Origin of the sequence: Aridibaculum aurantiacum (genome assembly GCF_017355875.1) — a bacterium.
Classification (GTDB): domain Bacteria; phylum Bacteroidota; class Bacteroidia; order Chitinophagales; family Chitinophagaceae; genus Segetibacter; species Segetibacter aurantiacus.
In genome coordinates, this window is record NZ_JAFEWC010000003.1 from 942,649 (window position 1) to 965,539 (window position 22,891).

At 42.9% G+C, this 22,891-nt stretch carries 19 protein-coding genes; 12 read left to right on the forward strand and 7 right to left on the reverse strand.

Features of this window, described 5'->3' with window-relative positions; all coding sequences use genetic code 11:
• The first annotated feature begins 255 nt into the window (after positions 1–255).
• The 3 genes from J4N22_RS17685 to J4N22_RS17695 all read left to right on the forward strand — a co-directional run bounded on the left by J4N22_RS17685 (position 256) and on the right by J4N22_RS17695 (position 3,090).
• Positions 256–1,416 carry a zinc-dependent alcohol dehydrogenase gene (locus tag J4N22_RS17685; protein ID WP_242692271.1) on the forward strand — a complete coding sequence of 387 codons (1,161 nt, stop codon included), beginning with the start codon at positions 256–258 and terminating at the stop codon, positions 1,414–1,416.
• 10 nt (positions 1,417–1,426) lie between these two features.
• The gene (locus J4N22_RS17690; protein ID WP_207496798.1) at positions 1,427–1,927 is read left to right on the forward strand and encodes a hypothetical protein; all 501 of its coding nucleotides are present in this window, start codon (positions 1,427–1,429) and stop codon (positions 1,925–1,927) included.
• A gap of 86 nt (positions 1,928–2,013) precedes the next feature.
• Positions 2,014–3,090, forward strand: a complete 1,077-nt coding sequence (locus J4N22_RS17695) for a spore photoproduct lyase family protein (RefSeq protein ID WP_207496799.1) — start codon at positions 2,014–2,016, stop codon at positions 3,088–3,090.
• Between the two features lie 145 nt (positions 3,091–3,235).
• On the opposite strand, the gene J4N22_RS17700 is transcribed toward J4N22_RS17695, so the two are convergent.
• The 4 genes from J4N22_RS17700 to ytxJ form a co-directional block, all read right to left on the reverse strand.
• Entirely contained in the window at positions 3,236–4,528 is a 1,293-nt protein-coding gene (locus J4N22_RS17700; RefSeq protein WP_207496800.1) for a bifunctional folylpolyglutamate synthase/dihydrofolate synthase, read from the reverse strand.
• A gap of 128 nt (positions 4,529–4,656) precedes the next feature.
• Complete coding sequence (locus J4N22_RS17705; protein WP_242692272.1) at positions 4,657–5,865, reverse strand: family 1 glycosylhydrolase; 1,209 nt, start codon at positions 5,863–5,865, stop codon at positions 4,657–4,659.
• Positions 5,866–6,078: 213 nt separating this feature from the next.
• A complete protein-coding gene (locus J4N22_RS17710) occupies positions 6,079–6,720 on the reverse strand; it encodes an NAD(P)-dependent oxidoreductase (RefSeq protein WP_207496801.1) in 642 nt (213 codons plus the stop codon).
• A gap of 86 nt (positions 6,721–6,806) precedes the next feature.
• On the reverse strand, positions 6,807–7,139 hold the full coding sequence (ytxJ, locus tag J4N22_RS17715) for a bacillithiol system redox-active protein YtxJ (protein ID WP_207496802.1): 333 nt from the start codon (positions 7,137–7,139) through the stop codon (positions 6,807–6,809).
• 221 nt (positions 7,140–7,360) lie between these two features.
• Between ytxJ and J4N22_RS17720 the strand changes: the two genes are divergently transcribed.
• The 4 genes from J4N22_RS17720 to J4N22_RS17735 all read left to right on the forward strand — a co-directional run bounded on the left by J4N22_RS17720 (position 7,361) and on the right by J4N22_RS17735 (position 11,346).
• Positions 7,361–8,719: a UDP-N-acetylmuramate--L-alanine ligase gene (locus J4N22_RS17720; RefSeq protein WP_207496803.1), complete on the forward strand. Its 1,359-nt coding sequence runs from the start codon at positions 7,361–7,363 to the stop codon at positions 8,717–8,719.
• A gap of 12 nt (positions 8,720–8,731) precedes the next feature.
• The gene (locus J4N22_RS17725) at positions 8,732–9,502 is read left to right on the forward strand and encodes a 3'-5' exonuclease (RefSeq protein ID WP_207496804.1); all 771 of its coding nucleotides are present in this window, start codon (positions 8,732–8,734) and stop codon (positions 9,500–9,502) included.
• Positions 9,503–9,584: 82 nt separating this feature from the next.
• Positions 9,585–10,346 carry a polyprenol monophosphomannose synthase gene (locus J4N22_RS17730; RefSeq protein ID WP_207496805.1) on the forward strand — a complete coding sequence of 254 codons (762 nt, stop codon included), beginning with the start codon at positions 9,585–9,587 and terminating at the stop codon, positions 10,344–10,346.
• Positions 10,347–10,458: 112 nt separating this feature from the next.
• Entirely contained in the window at positions 10,459–11,346 is an 888-nt protein-coding gene (locus J4N22_RS17735) for a DMT family transporter (protein WP_207496806.1), read from the forward strand.
• Here J4N22_RS17735 and J4N22_RS17740 read toward each other — a convergent pair.
• A complete protein-coding gene (locus tag J4N22_RS17740; RefSeq protein WP_207496807.1) occupies positions 11,339–12,064 on the reverse strand; it encodes a hypothetical protein in 726 nt (241 codons plus the stop codon). The genes J4N22_RS17735 and J4N22_RS17740 overlap by 8 nt on opposite strands.
• Positions 12,065–12,181: 117 nt before the next feature.
• Here J4N22_RS17740 and J4N22_RS17745 point away from each other — a divergent pair, with 117 nt between their 5' ends.
• From J4N22_RS17745 to J4N22_RS17755, 3 genes are all read left to right on the forward strand, one after another.
• Positions 12,182–13,138 (forward strand): endonuclease/exonuclease/phosphatase family protein, encoded by a 957-nt coding sequence (locus tag J4N22_RS17745; protein ID WP_207496808.1) that lies wholly within the window; start codon positions 12,182–12,184, stop codon positions 13,136–13,138.
• A 102-nt stretch (positions 13,139–13,240) separates the two neighbouring features.
• Complete coding sequence (locus tag J4N22_RS17750; RefSeq protein WP_207496809.1) at positions 13,241–14,449, forward strand: porin; 1,209 nt, start codon at positions 13,241–13,243, stop codon at positions 14,447–14,449.
• 60 nt (positions 14,450–14,509) lie between these two features.
• Complete coding sequence (locus J4N22_RS17755; protein ID WP_207496810.1) at positions 14,510–15,085, forward strand: hypothetical protein; 576 nt, start codon at positions 14,510–14,512, stop codon at positions 15,083–15,085.
• 35 nt (positions 15,086–15,120) lie between these two features.
• Here J4N22_RS17755 and ggt read toward each other — a convergent pair whose 3' ends face one another.
• Positions 15,121–16,845: a gamma-glutamyltransferase gene (gene ggt, locus J4N22_RS17760; RefSeq protein WP_207496811.1), complete on the reverse strand. Its 1,725-nt coding sequence runs from the start codon at positions 16,843–16,845 to the stop codon at positions 15,121–15,123.
• Between the two features lie 166 nt (positions 16,846–17,011).
• On the opposite strand from ggt, the gene J4N22_RS17765 reads away from it, so the two are divergent.
• Together J4N22_RS17765 and J4N22_RS17770 are read left to right on the forward strand one after the other, a co-directional pair.
• Positions 17,012–20,506 (forward strand): TonB-dependent receptor domain-containing protein, encoded by a 3,495-nt coding sequence (locus J4N22_RS17765; protein ID WP_207496812.1) that lies wholly within the window; start codon positions 17,012–17,014, stop codon positions 20,504–20,506.
• 128 nt (positions 20,507–20,634) lie between these two features.
• Positions 20,635–22,329, forward strand: coding sequence for a peptidoglycan DD-metalloendopeptidase family protein (locus J4N22_RS17770; protein ID WP_207496813.1), 1,695 nt, complete (start codon positions 20,635–20,637; stop codon positions 22,327–22,329).
• A gap of 98 nt (positions 22,330–22,427) precedes the next feature.
• On the opposite strand, the gene J4N22_RS17775 is transcribed toward J4N22_RS17770, so the two are convergent.
• The gene (locus tag J4N22_RS17775; RefSeq protein ID WP_207496814.1) at positions 22,428–22,829 is read right to left on the reverse strand and encodes a hypothetical protein; all 402 of its coding nucleotides are present in this window, start codon (positions 22,827–22,829) and stop codon (positions 22,428–22,430) included.
• Positions 22,830–22,891 lie beyond the last annotated feature (62 nt).

The following is a 22,891-nucleotide window of genomic DNA, read 5'->3' on the forward strand; positions in this document are numbered from 1 at the left end:
TGAAATAGAATGTTTAAGTGCAGCTGTATTATTCTTTTGTTTATCACCACATGGTTGAAGAGGATGTAGATTTATATAGATGCCTTCTATCTCCTTGCTGCCAATAAACATTATCGCTTAAGGTCTATTATAACTATTTGCTATAGGTATAGTTTTTATAGCTCTTACAACAATTGCTTCTATACCGGTATCAGCTACTGGTGAGCCTGGTTGTAATTACAGGTGAAGAAGTTTTACAAGTTAAAAAATAAACTGATGTCTATGATTGCAATGAACTTTCGCGGGCCTTTCAGGGTAAGGGCCGACAGGAAACCATACCCTGAGATCAAGCATCCTGGTGATGCCATTGTACGAGTTACCCGTTCTTGTATCTGTGGATCTGACCTTCACCTGTATCATGGCCTGGTGCCCGACACCCGTGTAGGTATGACGTTCGGCCACGAGTTTATAGGTGTGGTGGAAGAAGTAGGTGCTGATGTAAAGAAACTCAAAGTAGGAGATAAGGTGTTGGTGCCATTTAACGTGGCCTGTGGTACCTGTAATTTTTGTAATCAAAAGCTGTATGGCAACTGTCATGAATCCAACTCGCAATCCACAGCTGTAGGAGGCATATTTGGCTACTCGCATACTGCCGGCGGTTACGATGGCGGACAGGCTGAATATGTGCGTGTGCCATATGCCGATGTAAGTCCTGAAGTAATTCCCGACTGGATGGATCCTGACGATGCAGTGATGCTTACTGACGTATTTCCTACCGGCTACCAGGCCGCAGAAATGGGTGGTATTCGCAAAGGCGATACAGTGGTGGTATTTGGTGCCGGGCCTGTAGGTATCATGGCTGCTCGATGTGCATGGTTGTTTGGTGCGGCACGTGTAATCATTATCGATCATTACGAGTACAGGCTAGAGTTTGCACGGAAGTTTGCTTTTTGCGAAGCGTACAATTTCTTGTCGCTTAGCGATCCGGTTGTATTTCTGAAAAAGGAAACAGGCTGGTACGGCGCAGATGTTTGTATAGATGCTGTGGGCTGTGAGGCCGCAGGTAGTGCACTGCAAACACTTACCGGAAGAAAGATGTTGCTGCAAGCTGGCTCCGCTACTGCACTTCATTGGGCTATTAATTCAGTAAAGAAAGGTGGTATCGTTTCTATAGTGGGTGTATATGGTCCTACAGGCAACCTGGTACCGATAGGGAACGTAGTTAACAAAGGCATTACCATTCGTGCTAACCAGGCATCGGTGAAGCGTATGTTGCCACGTTTGATAGAGCATGTGAAAAATGGTGTAATCAGTCCAAAAGAGATGATTACGCATCGTATACCATTGGAAGAGGTAGCTGAAGGTTACCACCTGTTTTCACGTAAGCTGGATGGTATCATCAAGCCTGTTCTCATTCCTTCAACTGCGAGAGCATAAACTATTAATTATGGAAAATCTGGAAAGCAAATTTGCACATATACCAGGATGGGGCATAGATGCCAATCCTGAAAATGATCCTACTTATCCAATGAAAGAATGGAATGGTGACGATCATAAAAGATTGAATTACGAACGGCCGCCGCAGCAGCCGGTAGACATAGAAGTATTGCACTCGAATGAACGGCCAACTGTATCAGCTGTATTTGGTACATCTACACCTCCCAGCGGACTTAGTGGCATGATCAGGCGGCAAGCATTTAAATATGGTGAAGGCAGCTGGGGCCACTGGCTACCATTGATACTGGCCGATAGAATAAATGTATGGGAAGGAATGATTGATGACCTGCTGCATGGCCATTTTCCTAACGTTGTAAAAGAACGGGGATGGAAAGCAGAATGGGAACACAACCGCAAAGGAATGCTTACCAACGCTGCCATTGCGGCTGCTGCCACAGCGGCTGTTACTGCTTTCTTTGTTATTAGAAGCCGGACCAAACATTCAAAGTAGTTGATTGTTGTTCTATTGATAGCGGATGCATAGCTGTTAGCTATTGCTCCGCTATCTGTTTTTATTCCCAGTAACCATACTTCTACATGCTACACAACAAGACCATCGATGATCTTTTGAACATAAAGGAGATATACCTGGAACCGGAGATAAGGAAGTACCAGCGTGGTTTGGATATCCTTGCAAAATATCCAGGTGCTAACTTGATAGAAGTGCCTTCGCATTGGAAAATTCCTGAGCTGCATGGTTTTGCAGGAAGTATAGAAGATTGGACAAAGATCAAAAAGAACGTGCTGGTGTTGGGTGTGAAGAAGTCACTGGCTGCACGCCCTAATTCACGCAGTTCGCATTGGGTGGCACCGTCGCAAAGCAATGGTTGTACCATGTCGTGCTCATATTGTTATGTCCCTCGGAGAAAAGGTTATGCTAACCCAATCAGCATTTTTGTAAACATTGAGCAAATATGTAATTACCTGCGCCGTCATGCCGCTAAGCAAGGGCCACTGCTGCAGCCGGATCATGTAGATGATAAGTATTGGGTGTACGAAATAGGGGAGAATGGTGACTGCTCAGCAGACGCAGGCATCTGTGATAATGTGAAGGATATGATGAACCTCTTTAAAGAAATACCCAATGCTAAGCTGACCTTCGCTACTAAATTCGTAAACCGTGAAATGCTTACCTATGATCCGCAGCATAAAACACGCATTCGTTTTAGCCTGATGCCGCATAAGATGAGCAAGCTGGTGGATGTGCGCACATCACCCATCAGCGACAGGATAGATGTGATCAATGATTTTGTGGACGCAGGATACGAGGTGAATGTGAATTTCTCACCGGTTATTTATTATGAAGGTTGGCAGGATGACTGGCATATACTGATAGATGAGATAAATGATAAGGTGAATGATAAAGCCAAAAAGCAAATGGTGGCAGAGATCATTTTTCTTACCCACAACGAACAACTACACGAAGTAAATATGGGCTGGCATCCTAAGGCTGAAGAGGTGCTGTGGCAACCGGATATACAAGAAGTAAAATATAGCCAGACCGGTGGCCGCAATGTGAGGTACAAAAGAGGATTGAAAAAGGATTTAGTAGATACGCTGGTAGATATGGTGCATGAAAAGATGCCTTACTGCAAGATCAGGTACGCTTTCTAATTGAAGATTTTAGATTTTCGATTGCGGATTGGTGTAGGCTAGTTTCTGGTTTCTCGTAGCTAAAACGTCATCATCGATCTAGTATCGAGTATCCAGAATCATGCTTAATCTATCATCTAAAGCCTAATCTCTAAAGCCCAACCGCCTAAATTTCTACTTCTCCTACCACAAACACACTTCCACATACCAGTATAAGATCATCTTTATGTGCATGTGCTAAGGCATGCTGAACGGCTGCATTTACTTCCGGGAATGTTTGCCCATGCAGGTTGTACTTCGCAGCCTGTGATGCTAATTCATCTTCAGGTAATGCACGAGGAATACTTGCTTTGGTAAAATAATAGGTAGCGTGGGTTGGTAGCAGGCTCAGCACTTTTTCAATCTCTTTATCTTTTACCATACCTATTACAATATGCAGCTTATGAAACGTCTCATGTTCCAGTTGCTGCACTATTTGTTTTACTCCATCTTCGTTATGGCCTACGTCCAGCACTACAGTTGGATGCTGGTGCACTACTTCCCACCTGCCATGAAGGCCGGTTAGTTTTTTTACATGCGCCAGTCCATGTTTTACATGTTCCTCTTCAATCTTCCATCCCTGCTGTTTTAATACATGTACTGTTTCTAAAACTGTCAGCAGGTTCTTTAACTGGTAAATGCCAGTAAGGTCGAGACTGTAGGTTTGCCTGTCGCTATCGAGTTGATGATGTGCGACAGTAGCTACCAGTTGGTGCTTTTCATGCGCCCAATCATTTACCCATCTTGCTTCCGATGCAAAGGAAACAGGAGCGCCAACAGTAGCAGCCTTATCTATGAAAACAGGTTTTGTTTTTTCTGTTGTTTCTCCAATAACTGCAGGTATATTAGGTTTGATTATCCCTGCTTTTTCCGATGCTATTTTTTCAATTGTATCTCCCAGCATATTCATGTGATCCATCCCTATATTGGTAATGACAGACACTTCAGGCGTAATGATATTGGTACTGTCGAGCCGGCCTCCCAATCCAACTTCTATCACTGCTATATCTATTTGCTGTTGCTTAAAATATTTAAAAGCCATTGCCACTGTTATTTCAAAAAAAGAAGGCTCTATCTCCTCCATCAGCGGCTGTAGTCTATGAGTAAATTCTACAACAAAATCTTCTTCTATTTCTTTACCATCGATCTTGATGCGTTCCCTAAAATCTTTTAGATGAGGAGAGGTGTAGAGGCCTGTTTTATAACCTGCAGATTGTAAAATAGCTGCAAGCATATGGCTTGTGGAACCTTTGCCATTGGTGCCTGCTATATGAATGGATTTGAAACTGTTTTGCGGGTTTCCAACCGCATTGCAGAGCGTGATGGTGTTGGTAAGATCTTCTTTATAAGCAGCTGCCCCTATGCGGCTATACATAGGCAGGCGGGTAAACAGGTATTCGAGCGTTTGCTGGTAGTTCATAGTAGTAGCAAAAAGCGAAAGTAGTTATTGCCATTCACGCTCCTGCATCTCTGGCACAAAATGCGGTAAAAAAGAACAGGGAAATGCAGCCGATCCCGCATTTCCCTGTACATGAAAATTGACTTTATTTATACTAAAGGAACTCCATAACCCTCTGTGTCCAATACATCTTTCCATTGTTTGATAAGGTTGATGTATTCCCTTCCAAGTGGCCGAATTTTTCTATCAAGATCGTACATGCCCAGCGAGTTGATGTTGCCTGCGTCATTGCGCAACGCGCTATCCCAGTCTACCTGGTCTATCAGGCTGTACCACGTAAAACCAAGAATAGGTACGCCATCTTGTTTTAGCCTATATACGTTTGCCCATTGTTTTTTTAGCCAGTGTACTGACAGTGGTTCGGTTATATTGGTTTCTGTATGCATCACCGGCAGTTTGTACCGGCGGAAGTATTGGTGCGTTATCACATAATAGCCAAACACTTCTCCTGACGGCGAGGTGCTTCCGTTTTCATGCACCATATGTTCGTTGGTAATGTAGTAGTCATTACCCATGATGCAATTGCACTGCTTCTTCAGTCTTTGATCGATGAACCAGTTATACTCTTTCTCTGTCATGCCATGGTCCAGCAGGTACTTGTACATAGTCACATCCAGTTCATGCCCATAAGTAAGATCGAGCGATAAGAAGCGTTTTTTGTTCAGGAAATCAGCAAGTGGCCTTACTCCTGGATGTTCTGCGTGGAAATATTCGCTTGATTCACTTTGCACAAAAATGGCATCAGGACGAACCTTTTTGATAGCCAGCATCGCCAGGGCATTTGCCTTACAAAGATTTTTAAGAGCCGTCACATAAGTGTGGTCACTGGTCTTACATTCATTCCACCAGCCATACTGGCCGGAGAACATAGCGGCAATGAAAATTTCATTTACCGGCGTATAGTACTGTAGGTGCGGATAACGTTTCGCAAATTCATACGCGTACTCAGCAAAATATTCCGGCCAGTCCAGGTTTTGAAAATCACCAATCCAATCGGGTACACCAAAATGACAAAGGTCTACAATGGTGGTTATTTCCAGCCTTTCCAGTTCCTTGAAAGCATCGTCAGAAAAACTCCAGTCGTACTGCCCTGGTCCCACATGAGCGCGGTAGTACGGAGGACCATAACGCAGGTAATCCATTCCCGATTCTTTTACAAGGGCAAAATCCTCTTTCCAATACTTGTAGTGCCCGGTCTTTTCCATCTCATCTACTCGTTTGATGGTGCCATCTGGTAAGGTAATGTTGGGATAACTATTTTCTATACCCGTAGCAAACATAAATCGATGCTTGTTCATGTGTTTCTTTGTAAGATTGGTTAAATGATCTGAGTATAAGGCAGCAATGCATATATAATGGAGGCTGCATCAATAGGTTTAGCAGCTTCCAAATACAAGATGCAGAAGCATCAATAACTTTGCCATGAGGAAGTTGTTTCTGGCATGCTGCCGATGGATGAGAAGGCGAGTAAAGAGTAGGTGGCAGGTAACTTCCTGAAAAAATTTGCTGATCTATGATACAGTAGAAATACCTACCCGTTGTTGCAGGTAATTATTTGCGGTTGCCTCTTTTAGCATGAATTCAGCAAGGTCGCCGGCACGTATAAAACCATTGTCTGGTTGGGGAGGATATTCACTACTTGTGGTATAATGGCCGGAGCCATCTTCATCCACCAAATTTGGTGCACCAATGATGGTCCAATCCAAGTCACTTTCTTTAAGGTATAAATACGCCTGCAGGTGTTCCTTGCCTACGGGTAAGTATTCTTCAGGATAATCCGGGAGGTCAAGCAGCAACTCATCATTTTCAGAAAGCAAAATTCCTTTACCGCCGAGAGCTACTATCCTTTTTACTTGTGCCCGCTTCATTTGGGCCACTATATTCTTGATGCCTAACGACCTTGACTTGTCTTTGCCATTAAAAGCGCCACCTAAAACTGATATAACCATATCACTTCCCTGGATAGCTTTATATACATCGCCTTCATCAAAAACATATCCTTTAACCGCCACCAGTTTTGTGTTTCGCAAGTCCGCATCTATAAGCGATTGTACATTTCGCCCAAAGGCCTTTATAGTATGGCCCTGCGCCAGTGCTTTGCGAACAATGTATTTTCCAACCATGCCGGTAGCGCCAAAAAGAGTTATTGTCATTGCAGGTAATTAAGGAGTGAATTTACTCTTCAAAGGGCACAAAAAAAGCATCCGGTTGGATGCTTAGTATGATTATAGGTAGCAGGCTATATAGTTACCTGTTCACGGATTTCTTCCATATCAATAGATCCATGGCTTTCATCGTAAACACATTCGCCGTTGCGGATAACAAGCACCTGCGGACTTTCGTGGTAAACATTAAAATCCTGGGCTATCTTATTACTTATGTTCCTGTAGGCTATAAGGTCTAGATAATAAAAATCTGCATCTTCAGGTACGCTGCTTCTCTCGAGTCTGCTTTTAGCCATGCTGCTAATGCTGCACCTGGTACTATGCTTAAATATCACTTGCGGCTTACTGTTCGATTTAAGAACAATATCCTGCAACTGACTTTCATCGGTTAGCGGAATCCAATTCATGATTTAGATGTTTCTCTTCAAAAGCGTACTAAAAACGTGCCTATGCACGGAAGTAGCGTGGGTTATGAGAAGGGCAACCACCTCTGCGAGATACACATGAAGAAACTAATGCAAGGGTAAATGCAAGAAGGATAATTACGATGAATGTCTTTTTCATACTTGAGATTATTACGACAAATAAACGGTTATTTTGCACCGATATTTTTGAAGCTACAATATTAATGAAAGTTCACTTTATATCCATAGGAGGAAGCGTGATGCACCAGCTTGCTATTGCGCTCAAAAGAAAGGGTTACAAGGTTTCAGGTACAGACGATGAAATATTTGAACCTAGTTGCACCAACCTGAAGAATGAAGGTTTATTGCCTGGAAAAATGGGCTGGCAACCAGATCTTATAATCCCGGATATTGATGCTATCATATTGGGAATGCATGCAAAAGATGATAATCCTGAGCTGGTTAAGGCAAGGGAAATGCAGCTTCCTATTTACTCGTTCCCTGAGTATATCTTTAAAGAAAGCCAACAAAAGACACGGGTAGTAGTGGGTGGAAGCCACGGCAAAACCACCACAACCAGCATGATCATGCACGTGTTAAAAATTGCACAAAAGGAATTTGATTACCTGGTAGGGGCGAGACTGGAGGGTTTTGACCAATCGGTGAACATAACAGATGCACCGGTGATAGTGTGTGAAGGCGATGAATACCCGGCGAGTGCAATTGAGAAACGTCCAAAGTTTCACTTCCTGTTTCCACATATTGCTATTCTTACCGGCATAGCCTGGGATCATATCAATGTATTTCCAACTTGGGAATTTTACCTGGAGCAGTTTGTCATCTTTATCAATAAGATCGAAAAAGGTGGCATCCTCATATTCAACGAAACTGATCCTGTGCTCACTAAACTGGTGCAGGAAAATAAGCGAGACGACATACGATACCAGCCGTATGCAGTTCCCGGGCATGAAATAGCCAACGGGAAAACCATCATCACCATTGAAGGTAGCAGCCAGCCTTTGCAGGTTTTTGGCGACCACAACCTGTTAAATCTTCATGCTGCATATCATGTTTGCAATGAATTAGGGGTAGATACCGCCACCTTTGTAACGGCAATCAGCAGTTTTACAGGTGCCAGCAAGCGGTTAGAAAAAATAGCGGAAACTGGTACCACAACTGTTTACCGTGATTTTGCCCATGCACCCAGCAAGGTTAAAGCAACCATAGAAGCAGTTAAGCAACAATTTCCAGGCAGGAAACTGGTAGCCGTACTGGAGCTACATACCTTCAGTAGCCTGAATGAAAACTTTATGAGCGAGTATGAAGGTGCTATGGATAAAGCCGATGCCGCGGTTGTTTTTTACTCGCAGCATGCACTGGAACTGAAAAGAATGCCACCTCTGCCAAAGAAAGTAGTAGAGAAAGGTTTTAATAAGGAAGGACTTGAGGTTATAACTGACAGAGAAACACTGGAAGCCTGGCTTCAAAAGCAGGAGTATACCAACGCCACACTTGTGTTTATGAGTAGTGGCAATTATGATGGATTAGATGTAAATGCTATTGCAAATGCAGTAGCCAAGTAAACCCGCAAAAACATGAAATTACAGTTAGACCGGCCTATAGCCGTTATTGATCTTGAAACTACAGGTACCAATTTAGCTACAGATCGTATAGTAGAAATTGCCATAGTAAAAGTTTCAACTGATGGTCAGCGCCAGGTAAAGCGTAAGCTTATTAACCCGGAGATGCCTATACCTAAAGGTGCAAGTGATGTGCATGGTATAACCAACGAGATGGTGAAGGATGCACCAACTTTCAGGCAGGTGGCAAACGAAGTAAGGCAGTTCATTGATGGATCTGATCTTGCTGGTTATAACAGTAATCGTTTTGATATACCATTGTTGGTTGAAGAATTTCTAAGAGCAGGGCAGGATTTTTCTGTAGACGGACGTAAACTAATAGATGTACAGCGCGTGTTTCACCTGATGGAGCAGCGGACATTAAGTGCAGCCTATAAATTTTACTGCAATAAAATATTAGAAGGAGCGCATGGTGCCGAGGCAGATGCATTGGCTACGTTTGAAATATTGTGCGCACAGGTAGAGCGTTATCCTGAAATTGGTTCCACGCTGGAAGCTATCTGTAAATTCTGCGGCGAAGAAGACTTTGTAGACTTTGCACGCAGGTTCATAAAAGTAGATTGTAAAGAAGTTTTCAACTTTGGAAAGCACAAAGGAAGGCCTGTAGAAGATGTATTGCGCATGGAGCCTCAATACTACGATTGGATGATGAAAGGTGACTTTCCTATGCATACCAAACAAAAACTTACAGAGATCATGAACCGCGCACTGTTAAAGAAAGTGTAACGGTATATTATCTTCAATAAAAGGTTATTGCACTAGGCGGTAATATTGTATTTTCGGCTCTCTCAAAACCTGCTGAACCTCTTTGGAAAAAATAGTTATTATACCTACTTACAACGAGAAGGAAAATATTGCGAACATACTGGACGCTATATTTTCGCTACAGCAAGATTTTCATGTATTGGTGATTGACGATGGTTCACCAGATGGCACAGCACAAATCGTAAAAGAACTGCAGGTTAATTATGCTGGTCAGCTATTTCTTGAAGAGCGTAAAGGCAAACTAGGTTTAGGTACCGCTTACATCCACGGTTTTAGGTGGAGCATCCACAAAGGCTATAACTACATCTTCGAAATGGATGCCGATTTCTCGCATCGGCCTACAGACCTTATACGATTGTATAATGCATGTAAACATGAAGGTGGCGACGTAGCCGTAGGTAGCCGCTATGTTCCCGGTGGAAAAATTGAGAACTGGCCTTGGGACAGGCGGTTCTATAGCAAAGGCGGCGCTATGTATACAAAGCTCATTACATGGATGCCGGTTAACGATCCTACCGCTGGTTTTGTTTGCTATAAACGAGAAGTGTTGGAAACGATCAACCTTAATGAAATCAAGTTCGTTGGTTATGCATTCCAAATAGAAATGAAATTTGCTTCGTGGAAACTTGGTTTCAAGATTAAAGAAGTGCCTATTACTTTTATTGACCGCAAACATGGTTCTTCTAAAATGAACAAAGGCATATTGAAAGAAGGTGTGCTGGGTGTGCTTAAGATCCAATGGCAAAGCCTCTTTAAAAACTATCGCAACCGGGTAAAAAAAGCATCTGAGCCTGTTACAGTTTAATTCTCTTTTATCTAATCCTATTACTTCTCGTTCGTTATAATCTTGTCAAACTGCGGCTAATTGATTTATAGCAATTGCTGTGTATGCTAATAGTGCCATCTTTGCGGCCTTTATGAAACAGGCGTTGGTAAAGCTGCATGCAGCGGTGTTCTTATGGGGTTTTACAGGAGTGTTGGGAAGATTAATATCCCTTAATGAAGGTTTGCTGGTATGGTACCGCATTCTCATAACGGTAGTTTCATTGTATGTTTTGATGCGGGTAAAGGGAGAACTGGAAACGGTGCCACGCAGGCAGCGGATGCAGTTATTTGGTATTGGTGGCCTGATAGCATTGCACTGGTGCTTCTTCTATGGCAGTATCAAATATGCTAACGTTTCCATAGCACTAACCTGTCTATCCTCAGCAGGTTTATTTACCGCTTTATTGGAACCGGTAATGACACGGAAGAAATTTGTTCCAATTGAAATATTGCTTGGGCTGATAGGTATAGCAGGTATTTACCTCATCTTTCATTTCGATCCACACTATAGCACCGGCATCATATTAGGCTTGATCTGTACTTTGCTCAGTTGCATTTTCTCCATCTTAAACAAGAACCAGGTTTCGTTTACAGCACCCAAAACCATGATGCTATACGAGCTGAGTGGGGGAATTCTTTTACTGTCACTGGCTATGCCTTTTTACCTGTGGGCATTTCCTACTAAGCAGTTATTGCCTACCAGCAGCGATTGGATGTGGTTGTTCCTGTTGAGCTGGCTGTGCACCATTTTAGCAATGGATTTATCGTTGCAGGCTTTGCAAAAGGTTTCTGCATTTACACAAAACCTCACCATCAACCTTGAGCCTGTATATGGTATCATCCTGGCTTTTGTTGTGTATAAAGAAAACAAGTACCTGAGTGATGGGTTTTACCTTGGCTTTGCGCTTATACTTGGTGCCGTGGTACTACAGATGATGCGGGTGGTAAGAAGCCGCAAAAAAGGAACATCCATTAGCTAGCACCTTCTTCTTTTGCCAGGTATTTTACAAAAGATCGTTTGGCTATAGGTAGTAAAGTTTCTTCCAGTGGATAGGCAAGTTTACTTTCTATATGATACACTGCCGGGTTAGGCAGTTCCTTCCTTTCTTTTATTAGCATGCGCTTAATATTCTCCGGCGAATTGCTGATTGTTCTACGCCACTGCTGTATGTAGTCAGTACGTATGCCCCTGTATCTCTCATCGTGTTTTTCAAAAATGGTAAGCCGGTATTGGTAAACGATCGTGTCGTTGTAGCGGCTGTCTTTCATCAACAGGTATCCTTCATTTACATCAAGTGGAAGAAGGCCTACAGGTTCAATAGAAAGATTTGACTCAACAAATTCATAGATCTCCGTACCTGCTTCTATGGTGCCTCTTATTTTTGTCGCTGAATATTGGATGATATCTTCCAACTCTTTCATCAGTTCGTCATCTTCTATCATTTGCTCGTACACCAGTTGCAGCTTTTGCATATTTACATCCGTTAGTTGCTTAGGAAAATGCTCCTGCAAATACTTCTTGTTTTCCCTGAAAGCAACAATGTTGTTGTAGTGAAAAATGACGTCGGCTAATTGTGGGTAAAGCTTGTTTTCATTAAAGTATTTGTTTACCTCTTGTAGATATGCAAGCAGTGTATACTTCTTTAATTCAAAATCAATGAACCCTTCTGCAAACCATGTTTCTGATAGTGACTTCATAACTGCTCCTTTTTTACTTCCTTAAAATACCTCAATCTGGCTATATAGAAAAACCTCACCTGCCAATTGCAATTGTTTTAACAACTGATTAGTTTCAACAGAAAATAAGAAATTCTTATGCCATCACTAACCATTGCCACCTTTAACTGTGAGAACCTTTTCAGGCGTTATAAGTTTAGTGATAAGTTACCACCAGGCGAAGTGAACCAGGCAGTGGAGAATGGTTTTATCATCAACAGCTCCAGGTTTACTACAGTACCTCAGCCGGAAAGAAAGCTAACCGCTAAAGTGATCAGAGATACAAAAGCAGATATAATAGCACTGCAGGAAGTGGAGAATTTGGATACGCTGAAGAACTTTTGCGCTGAGAATAATCTTTCATCGCTATACCCATACAAGTTGCTGGTGGATGGCAATGATCCGCGCCTGATTGATGTGGCAGTGTTAAGCAAGTTGCCATTTGAAAGGATCATGACGCACCAATACCTGCGCAACAGCAAAAAGAACTGGCTCTTTTCGCGTGACTGCCTGGAACTTGATTTCATGGTGGAAGGCAAGCCATTTATTCTTTATAAAAACCACCTGAAGAGCATGTTTGATATGAGCAATCCTGCAAACGGACGAGCGATCTCAGCGAGCCGCCGGATAGAACAGGTAGATGGAATTTTAAAGATCGTGCAGGATAGGCTGAAGCGAAGGGTGTCAACCGCTGCATTTGCCATTGTTGGAGATTTCAATGATTATCCATCTGAGGATAGCTCCCTTGAAAAACTATTCAAGACAAAGTGGCTTTACAATGTAGTGGAGAACCTGCCGGCAGAAGAGCGGTGGACTCATTTTTGGGACACTACTAAAGTACAAGAGGCAGACAGGTATAGCCAGCTGGATTATGTATGGTTGTCGAAGCGGCTTGTAAAAGCTAATCCCGGCGTACTACCTGTTATTAATAGAAAAGGGTTATCAAAAAAAGCCCAACATCCACTAATAAAATCGCGCTACCCGGAGATCATCAATTCTAATGAAACTATTGCTGCAAGTGATCACTGCAGTGTAAGTGTTACAATTTCTTTTTGATATTTCTCATATTTCTACATTAAGTTATTTTGAACATTTTCTTGTTCTGGTTGTAGTCTTCTGCATTGGCAGCATTAATTTTGTTAAACACCACACGCAGGCATGAAGAAACTACTGATCGCATTATTATTTTTTACAACTGCATCATCCGCACAAAACGATACTACAAATCAAGAGGCTAAAGAACCGCCAAAGCAAAAGAAGTGGTATGAGAATGTACAGATCCGTGGTTACATGCAAACTCGCTATAACAGGCTGCTTGAAACCAATCCGCAACTGAAATGTGAGCAGTGCGACCGTTCAATAGGTGAGGGTGGTGGATTCTTTATGCGAAGAATGCGTGTCATCTTTTTCGGCCAGGTACATGAGCGGGTATATTTTTATGTTCAACCTGATTTTGCCAGTTCTGCCTCTACAAATTCACTTCAGTTTGGACAGATACGAGATGCTTATGTAGACGTAGGACTTAACCGTAAAAACGAATTACGAGTGAGAATTGGTCAAAGCAAAGTGCCATTTGGTTTTGAGAATATGCAATCAAGCCAGAATCGATTGCCGCTCGACCGTAATGATGCTCTGAATAGTGCCTTGTCAAATGAGCGCGACCTTGGTGTGTTTTTTTATTGGGCGCCAGAAGATAAGCGTCGCATGTTCTCGTCGCTGGTTAATGAAGGTTATAAAGGAGAAGGAGATTATGGTGTGATAGCTTTTGGCGCTTTTAATGGACAGACAGCTAACAGGCCGGAGCAGAATAATTCATTACATGTGGTAGGTAGAGTAGCATATCCTTTTAAAATTGGCGACCAAACATTGGAGCCGGCATTGCAGGCATACACCGGCAGGTATGTAGTACCCGCAGACCAACTTTCACCAGGAGTGAAAGTGGTGAAGGGAAATGAATACCGTGATGAACGTGTGGCGGCTACTTTGGTTATGTATCCAAAGCCATTTGGTTTTATGGCTGAATATAACGTAGGCCGCGGGCCGGAGTTCAACAAGGATACAGATTCGATAGAGCTACGCAACCTGTATGGCGGGTATATCACCCTAAATTATATGATCAAGGCCAACAAGCAGATCATCTTTCCTTTCTTTAGAGCGCAACATTATTCAGGGGGTAAAAAACATGAACTCGATGCACGTAGCTATGATGTAAATGAATATGAAATTGGAGTTGAATGGCAGCCGTGGAAAAACTTTGAATTTGTAGCAGAATATGTTTTTTCAGAAAGAAGATTCGAAGACTTCAGGCGACAAGAGAATTTGCAGAAAGGCAGGTTGCTGCGCTTACAGGCACAGCTGAATTTTTAAGAAAGAAATATTTGATCTTTGCGGCGACAGGCAATTTATGTGAAAAGCCTTCAGTTGAATATGCTCCAGAAACATGATAAGGCTATCGCTGTTATTTTCTTCTCGCTGACTATCCTTTTCATTGTTCTTGCCATCACCAATGAAGCATTCTTTACATGGATATTTCACAGGCATCAAAACTCATTAAGTTGGTATATAAGACCATTTTTTCTTGTACCGTTCTGCTTTTTTGCATACAGGCGTAGCTGGGCAGGAATAGCCATCACTGTCTTTTGCTTATTTACAAGTATGTTCTGGTTCAATCAACCTGAGATTGTAAATGAACAGGTGCTGGAGTTCCTGGCATTTGAAAAGGAATGGCTCATGAAAGATTGGAACATTGAGAAGAGCTTACTGGCTGCAACCATTCCACTGTCTTATACTGTATTGGGTATAGCATTCTGGCAGAGAAGTTTAGTAATGGGACTAGTGGTGATAGTGCTGATGGCAGCCGGGAAAGTATCCTGGAGTATCTACAATGCTGGTAACGCCGGAAAGTCTGTCATTGTTCCAGCCATTGTGGGCCTGGTACTATGTGTCATACTTATTCTGTGGGGCTATACCAGGATGGAAAGAAAAAATACTAAAAGCCGGTAGTTAGAACATTCTGGCTACCAACTTACGTCAGTACACTATTCACCTGCAACCGAGTCGTCAGCTCGTATATCTGCCACCGCCTCTATCTTACCATTGTTGATCATGATCAATTCCACTCTTCCAATGGTAGAAGCATAGCCTGCAATGCCGTAAGTTTTTACCTCGTAACCCATCTGTTGTAATTGCTGTACAATGTTCTTAGGAAAATCGTGTTCTACCTGTATGACATCGGGCAGCCACTGGTGATGAAAACGCGGCGCATAAACCGCATCAGTCGGCTGCATTTTAAAATCTACAATATTGGTAATAACCTGAAAAACACTGGTTGGTATAGTAGCACCACCTGGCGTTCCCAATATGATGTAAGGCTTGTTATCCTTCAATACGATGGTAGGCGTCATTGAGCTAAGCATTCGTTTACCTGCAGCAATTGCATTGGCCTCGCCACCAACAACACCATACATGTTAGGCACACCTGGTTTTATGCTAAAGTCATCCATTTCATTATTCAGGAAAAAGCCGGCACCGCCAACCACTGTTTTGCTTCCAAAGGTTCCATTCAAGGTAGTAGTGAGCGATACTGCATTATTCCATTTATCAACTATACTTATGTGAGTGGTCTCCATACTCTCAATCACACCCGGTTTTGTCAAGCTGCTTTTGCCTGCTTTCGTGCTGTCGTAATCAGCCATTCGTTTTTTGAGATAAGCATCACTGGTAAGCGTAGCTGTAGGCACCTTGTAAAAATCCGGATCCCCCATATATTCTGCACGGTCAGCATAAGCACGGCGTTCTACTTCTGTTACCAGTTGTACTGCTTTGGTAGAATGGAAACCATACTTCGCCAATGGCCGATCTTCCACCATCTTCAGCATTTGAAGCAGTAGTATGCCGCCACTGCTTGGTGGTGGCATAGTGATGATCGTATGTCCTTTGTAGTTGAAGGTGATAGCCTCTCGTTTCTTCGGCTGGTAATTAGCAAGATCTGCATGATCAATAATTCCATTGCCACGCTTCATTTCTGCAACCAGAAGATCAGCTGTAGTTCCTTTGTAAAATCCATCCCTGCCTTTGTCTCTTATCCTGCGTAGTGTAGCGGCCAGTTCTTTTTGTATGAGTGTGTCGCCAGCTTTCCATTTCTCTTTTATGAAAACTGTGGGCGCTGTATTATGCTGTTTAAAAATTGACTGGTTCTCATTCATCTTGTCAGCCTCTATGGCCGTAATCACAAAACCATATTCGGCCAGGTCTATAGCGGGCTGAATTAGTTCTTTGAAAGGTTTAGTAGCATAAGGCATGCTTTCAAATAAACCAGCTACGGTGCCGGGTATACCTGCAGCCAAATGACCGCGTTGCGATAAAGAAGTTTGTGCAACACCCTTATCATCTATATACATATTGCGATGTGCTTTGGCTGGTGCTGTTTCCCTGAAGTCTAAGGTGAATGTTTCCCCGTTCTGCAACCTGGCGACCATAAAACCACCACCACCTATATTGCCAGCACCGGGGTAAACTACTGCCAATGCAAGTTGGGTAGCGATAGCCGCATCTATGGCATTGCCACCATCTTTTAAAATTTTTGCACCCACCATACTTCCCAGTGGATGCGCTGATACCACGGCTCCACTTGTATATTTTTCATTCTTCTTAATAGTATAATGGAATGGATCTATTGCTTTGCCTTTACCAACAATAGATGGCACCGCTGTCTTGCATGCAATGAATAATAAACTACACGTTACTGCTACTATCACTCTCATATTTGGCAAATTATATTTTACCTGCGAAAGATGAACAAATCAATTAAAACAGTGGCTTCAATATATTATACAATATCATGTGCCTTATGTATTATTGCATGAGAAACAGTAGCTGTTGTGGCTCATGCCATTATAGCGGATCATTTGCCTAATAAACCGACTAACAATGAGAAAATTCTACGCATCATTCCGTTCTATTGGTATGCTTGCTTTTGCTCTGTTGATTAGCAGTATTGCCATGGCGCAATCTGTAATCCGCGGCACAGTACGCGATAGCCTAATGCCACTTGAAGGAGCCTCCGTACTTCTTGAAGGACAAAATGCAGGAACCCGCACCAACAATACGGGCACTTACGAGATCAGGGTTCGTCCGGGTTCATATACCATCATCATAAGTTTTGTAGGATACCAGCAACAGCGGCGCGCTGTAACGGTTGGTGCCAATCAAACAGTTACTGTAGATATGACGTTGGTGAAAGAGCAAACTACACAAGTAGTAACTGTTGTCGGTTCTCGTTCTGTTACTCCTCGTACCAATATTCAAACAGCATCTCCTGTGGATGTTTTTTCTTCGCGTGAACTACAGATGACAGGACAGATAGAGCCTACGCAAATGATCAATTTTGTTGCTCCATCATTTAATTCATCGCGCCAGACCATTGCCGATGGTACCGATCATATAGATCCAGCAACGCTTCGTGGTTTAGGCCCTGACCAGGTTTTGGTTTTGATTAATGGACGCCGCAGGCACAATACAGCTTTGCTAAACGTAAACGGTACAATTGGACGTGGTTCAGTAGGTACCGACCTTAACAGCATACCTGCTTCCGCTATTGAGCGTATAGAAGTTTTGCGCGATGGTGCATCTTCACAATATGGCTCGGATGCAATAGCCGGCGTGGTCAACGTTGTTTTAAAAAGAGATTTCAAAAGAACATTGGTGAACCTGCATGGCGGACAGCATTATGCAGGTGATGGCAGAACATTGGGCGCTTCATTACAACAAGCTTTTCGTTTAGGTAAAAAAGGTTTTTTAGATGTTTTTGCTGATGCACGCTGGCGCGAAGGAACCAATCGTGCAGGTGACTTCACAGGTACATGGTACTACAATATCCCGGGCGGTGCATCACAGGCAGTAAGAGACAGTATCACACGACTTGACAACGCCTTGATACAAAGCAGGGGCATGAGCCGTAAGAATACCATGCAGGTAGGCAACTCGAAAGTGGACAATTATGGATTGATGATCAACAGCGGTATTCCACTTACTGACAGGATAAACTTCAACCTGAATGCAGGAACCAATTTCCGCCAGGGACAATCAGCAGGATTTTATCGTTTTCCAAAACAAACTACCCAGGTGATACAAGATCTGTATCCTGATGGTTTTCTTCCTTTGATCAATTCTACCATAAGAGATAACAATCTTGCAGCATCTATTGACGGTATAACCAAAGGTGGTGTAAGATGGGATTTCGGCAGCCAGTGGGGCGCCAACTCATTTCTTTTCGATATCACTAATACAAACAATGCTTCGCAGTTTGCTGAAGGCTTGAATGCACAAACAGAATTTTATGCAGGTAAACTTCGTTTTGCACAAAGCACTACAACGCTAAACCTGAGTAAAGATTTTGGTTCGCAGCTGGGGCTAAAAAGCTTTAACCTGGCAGTAGGTGGCGAAGGAAGAATAGACCGCTACCAGATAATGCCGGGTGAATTTGGAAGCTATGGTGACTATGCACCGGGAAGCGGCAGGGCAGTAGGAGCACAGGTATTCCCCGGATTCACACCAGCTAATGCGGTTGATGAAAACAGGTTTGTAACTGCAGGTTATGCTGATATTGAAACTGACCTCACCAACAACTTCTTGGTGAATGTGGCAGGACGTTATGAGCACTACAGCGACTTCGGTGGCAATTTTGCTGGTAAAGCTTCTGCCCGTTATAAAATTGCAGATGCCTTTTCTATAAGAGGAACAGTGAGCAATGGTTTCCGCGCTCCTTCACTGCACCAGCGTTTCTTCAACAATGTGGCTACGCTATTTATAAACACGCCACAGGGTTTGGTGGCTTCGCAAACAGCTACGTTTAAAAATGACAGCGAAATAGCAGCTGCATTTGGAATACCTGGTTTGAAGGCTGAAAAATCGATGAACTATAGCATTGGAATTACCTCTCGTCCTTACAAGAATATCAATATCACTGTGGATGCTTACCAGATAGAGATCAAAGACAGGATTGTTCTAAGCGGTGATTTTGACAGGAGAAACAATGCCATCGTTAACCAATTGCTGCAGCCTTTCCCTAATGTAACCGTTGCACGTTTTTTTGCTAACGCTATTGATACTCGTACACGTGGTTTAGATGTAGTCATCAATGGAAATTATGCTATGGGCAGGGGAATACTGGATGTAACCTTAGCGGGTAACATCAACAGGACAGAAGTAATAGGTAATGTAAAAACCACAGATAAACTTCCTGCAGACTCTCTTAATTCAAACACACTTTTCAATATAGAACAGCGTGCTATCATTGAAAGAGGGCAACCGCGCAACAAGTTTATGCTGAACCTTAACTACCGCATTGGCCGCATGAGTTTCATGCTGCGCAATACAAGGTTTGGTGAAGTGTCAACTGTATTCAATGGTACAGATAGAAGACGTGATGAAACGTTTGGCGCCAAAGTGGTAACAGATGCAAGCATCTCGGTAAGACCGATCCACTGGATGAATATAACAATTGGTGCAAACAATATAGCTGATGTTTATCCTGATCCTATTCGTAATGCAGCTAATACCGGTGAAGGAAGATTTGTATACAGCCGTAATGCAACGCAGTTTGGTTTCAACGGTGGTTACTATTATACCAACCTGAATTTTGACCTTACAGATATTAAGCGTAACAGGAAGATGAAAGAAGTGCCGCAAGCACCTGTAAAAGCTACACCGCCACCGCCTCCGGCGCCTGACCGTGATGGCGATGGTGTACCTGATGCAACAGATGCTTGTCCTGACCAGGCTGGTCCTGCAAGCCTGCAAGGCTGTCCTGATCGTGATGGTGATGGAGTAGCAGACAAAGACGATCGTTGTCCTGATGTTGCAGGAATCCGCATTTTCCAGGGCTGTCCTGATACTGATGGCGATGGTATTGAAGATGCAAAAGACAAATGCCCTAATGTATTTGGCGTAGCTAAATACGATGGTTGTCCTGTACCTGATACTGATGGTGATGGTGTAAACGATGAATACGACCAGTGTCCTACTGTTCCAGGTTTAATTGCAAACAATGGATGTCCTGCAAAACCAAAAGAAGAGGTACAGCAGGAAGTAGATGTAAAAGCAAAACATATCTTGTTTGTAACAGGAAGTGCAAGGCTTACTACATCATCATATGGTGCATTGAATGATATTGCTACAACCATAAAAAACGATGCAAGCCTGGAAGTGGAAATTGAAGGACATACAGATAATACCGGCGGTCAGCAACTGAATCAAAAGCTGAGCGAGGATAGGGCTGCTTCAGTTAAAAACTACCTGGTGTCTCAAGGTGTAAGCGCAGATAAAATATCTACCACTGGTTATGGTTTTTCAAAACCAATTGCAGATAACAAAACCGCTGCAGGCAGAGCGAAAAACAGGAGAGTAGTAATTATCATCAAATAATTCAATGATATTTTAATGAGAAAGCAGCCTCGCAAGGGGCTGCTTTTTCTTTTAAATACAGGCTGCTGTTGCCTCTGTTTTAGTTGAATAATTATTTCTATTTTACTGCCACTACCAAAACTACTACTGTGAAAAAATTATTGATCCTACTGTTTTCGCTGGGCAGTACATGTATGATTACTGCACAGGTCCCGCTGGAAAGGCTGCCTGATGGTGGTGGTGCTTTCTCTTTTGAAGGACACCAGGATGAAATGACACCTGCTCAACGGGCTGAAATAGTACGCATGCTAAAAGCCAATGAGCAAATGCTAAAGGAGAGAGGTCTCCTGCAGCCGCCAACGCAGCGCCCTGGCTCTATTGCTTTTCAACCGCCGCTACGACAAAAGGCCGGCTTCAACGACAATGGCTTCTTTGGAGTATCTTATTTTGTAGATCATAACCCTGGTGTTCCTAACCAACTGCTCGATTACCAATGTGGCAACCGTACATACGACATGGGCTCAGGCTATAATCATAAAGGAACGGATATGTACCTCTGGCCCTTTGCATGGAAGAAGATGTCAAATGGAGCAGTAGAGGTGGTAGCCGCTGCCGCAGGAACCATAGTTGGCAAAATGAATGGCAACTACGACCTGAACTGTGCTTTCTGTACGAGTAGCTGCCAATGGAATGCCGTTTACATTATACACGACGATGGCTCTGTAGCATGGTATGGCCACCTGAAGAATAACAGCCTCACCAGCAAACCAATTGGTACAACGGTGGCAGCTGGAGAATATTTGGGTGTTGTGGGAAGTTCTGGAAATAGCACCGGGCCTCACCTGCATTTGGAAATATATACCAACACTAACTACGACCAGCTTGTAGATCCATATGGTGGCAACTGCAACAGCATGAATGGTACTACCAGCTGGTGGCAAAACCAGGAGCCGTACCGCGTTTCTACGCTAAATAAAATAATGACACATGGCGCTGCACCATTATTAGGTTCCTGCCCGGCTAATGAGGTGGTGAATGAACAGGTAAATTTCGTCAACAGCCAGACCGTTTACCTTGGAAGTTATTACCGCGATCAGCAGAACATGCAGCAGACAGTTCACACCATTCTACGGCCAGATAATACCGTCTATCAAACATGGACGCAAACGGCTGCCACAACCTATAACTTTTCTTATTGGTACTATTCTATTGTCCTTCCAGGTGCTGCACCTTCTGGCGTTTGGAAGTATAAAGTAAACTACAACGGCACCGAGCAGGTAACTGACTTTGCAGTGAATACTATCCTGCCATTGCAGCTTATTTCATTCAATGCCACACGACAAGGATCAGTTGTAAAACTTGATGTGTCTACGCAGCATGAAACCAATGTCTCCCATTTCAATCTTCTCCGCTCCGCCGACGGCAGAAATTATAATTCCGTTGGAAAATTGGCAGCACGCAACGAAGTGGCTAATCATTATAATTGGAGGGATGAGAAGCCTGTTGCAGGTACAAATTATTACAAGCTAGAAATGGTGGATAAAGATGGTATCATCAAACATTCAGATGTAAGACAGGTGAAGATGATTATGGAAGGAATGTTCACATCTGTAGCCGGTAATCCTTTTATCAAGAGTATTTCACTCCAGGTAAAAGAGCGCCTGAAGGATGCGCAGTTGCAACTGGTAAACATGAATGGACAGGTTGTTTGGCAGAAAGACAGGCTACAATTGCAGCAGGGCTATATACAGATTGATGCTGCTTCATTGGCACGTGGTGTATACCAGTTGATTGTTCGGGTACGAAATGAAGTAGTGGATCGACACACGGTGGTGAAGCAATAAGAAATATTACAGGCTGTTTTACCGAAAATATTCTCCGTCACATAAGATGTAAAATTACGATTACCTGTAATTATTTCTTAGCTGAACCTTTTTATCAACTACTTTATGGTATATGTTAAACCAACAGTAGATACCATATTCTGTCCCTGTAAATCTGTTGATGAATATGTTTTTTCTGCTTTTACTTCCCCATTGATAGAAATTCTCAATGTAGCACTCCCCGGTGCAGTGAGGTAAATATTTGCAGGGGCCATATAGATATCCAGTGGCCTATATTCTGTATTGACTGTTTTAGTATGGTCCCAGGAAGTTGATCCTGCCGACAATCCAGGGATAGACGCAATTTCTTGCAAACCTATTTTGGTAGCTACCAAATTGAAAGGCGCAGTGGCTGGAGCTGTGGAAGTGATCTCGAATTTTACAATAAATTCAGTTTGTTTTTTACAGCCGGTAACAAGGAGGCATAGCAGCAATAGAGAAAAAAGAAAGGAAATTTTCATTTCAGTTAGTTAGGTTTTGGAGCTTTGAATGTAAGTAATTAATCTATTTATACGGGGCATAG

Bases quoted from the DNA above. Each gene is read 5' to 3' on its own strand.
- J4N22_RS17775 (WP_207496814.1), bottom strand. From the start codon at position 22,829: ATGAAAATTTCCTTTCTTTTTTCTCTATTGCTGCTATGCCTCCTTGTT.
- J4N22_RS17740 (WP_207496807.1), bottom strand. From the start codon at position 12,064: ATGAAGTCACTATCAGAAACATGGTTTGCAGAAGGGTTCATTGATTTT.
- J4N22_RS17710 (WP_207496801.1), bottom strand. From the start codon at position 6,720: ATGACAATAACTCTTTTTGGCGCTACCGGCATGGTTGGAAAATACATT.
- J4N22_RS17745 (WP_207496808.1), top strand. From the start codon at position 12,182: ATGCCATCACTAACCATTGCCACCTTTAACTGTGAGAACCTTTTCAGG.
- ggt (WP_207496811.1), bottom strand. From the start codon at position 16,845: ATGAGAGTGATAGTAGCAGTAACGTGTAGTTTATTATTCATTGCATGC.
- J4N22_RS17700 (WP_207496800.1), bottom strand. From the start codon at position 4,528: ATGAACTACCAGCAAACGCTCGAATACCTGTTTACCCGCCTGCCTATG.
- J4N22_RS17755 (WP_207496810.1), top strand. From the start codon at position 14,510: ATGCTCCAGAAACATGATAAGGCTATCGCTGTTATTTTCTTCTCGCTG.
- J4N22_RS17720 (WP_207496803.1), top strand. From the start codon at position 7,361: ATGAAAGTTCACTTTATATCCATAGGAGGAAGCGTGATGCACCAGCTT.
- J4N22_RS17690 (WP_207496798.1), top strand. From the start codon at position 1,427: ATGGAAAATCTGGAAAGCAAATTTGCACATATACCAGGATGGGGCATA.
- J4N22_RS17705 (WP_242692272.1), bottom strand. From the start codon at position 5,865: ATGAACAAGCATCGATTTATGTTTGCTACGGGTATAGAAAATAGTTAT.
- J4N22_RS17735 (WP_207496806.1), top strand. From the start codon at position 10,459: ATGAAACAGGCGTTGGTAAAGCTGCATGCAGCGGTGTTCTTATGGGGT.
- J4N22_RS17685 (WP_242692271.1), top strand. From the start codon at position 256: ATGTCTATGATTGCAATGAACTTTCGCGGGCCTTTCAGGGTAAGGGCC.
- ytxJ (WP_207496802.1), bottom strand. From the start codon at position 7,139: ATGAATTGGATTCCGCTAACCGATGAAAGTCAGTTGCAGGATATTGTT.
- J4N22_RS17725 (WP_207496804.1), top strand. From the start codon at position 8,732: ATGAAATTACAGTTAGACCGGCCTATAGCCGTTATTGATCTTGAAACT.
- J4N22_RS17695 (WP_207496799.1), top strand. From the start codon at position 2,014: ATGCTACACAACAAGACCATCGATGATCTTTTGAACATAAAGGAGATA.
- J4N22_RS17765 (WP_207496812.1), top strand. From the start codon at position 17,012: ATGAGAAAATTCTACGCATCATTCCGTTCTATTGGTATGCTTGCTTTT.
- J4N22_RS17750 (WP_207496809.1), top strand. From the start codon at position 13,241: ATGAAGAAACTACTGATCGCATTATTATTTTTTACAACTGCATCATCC.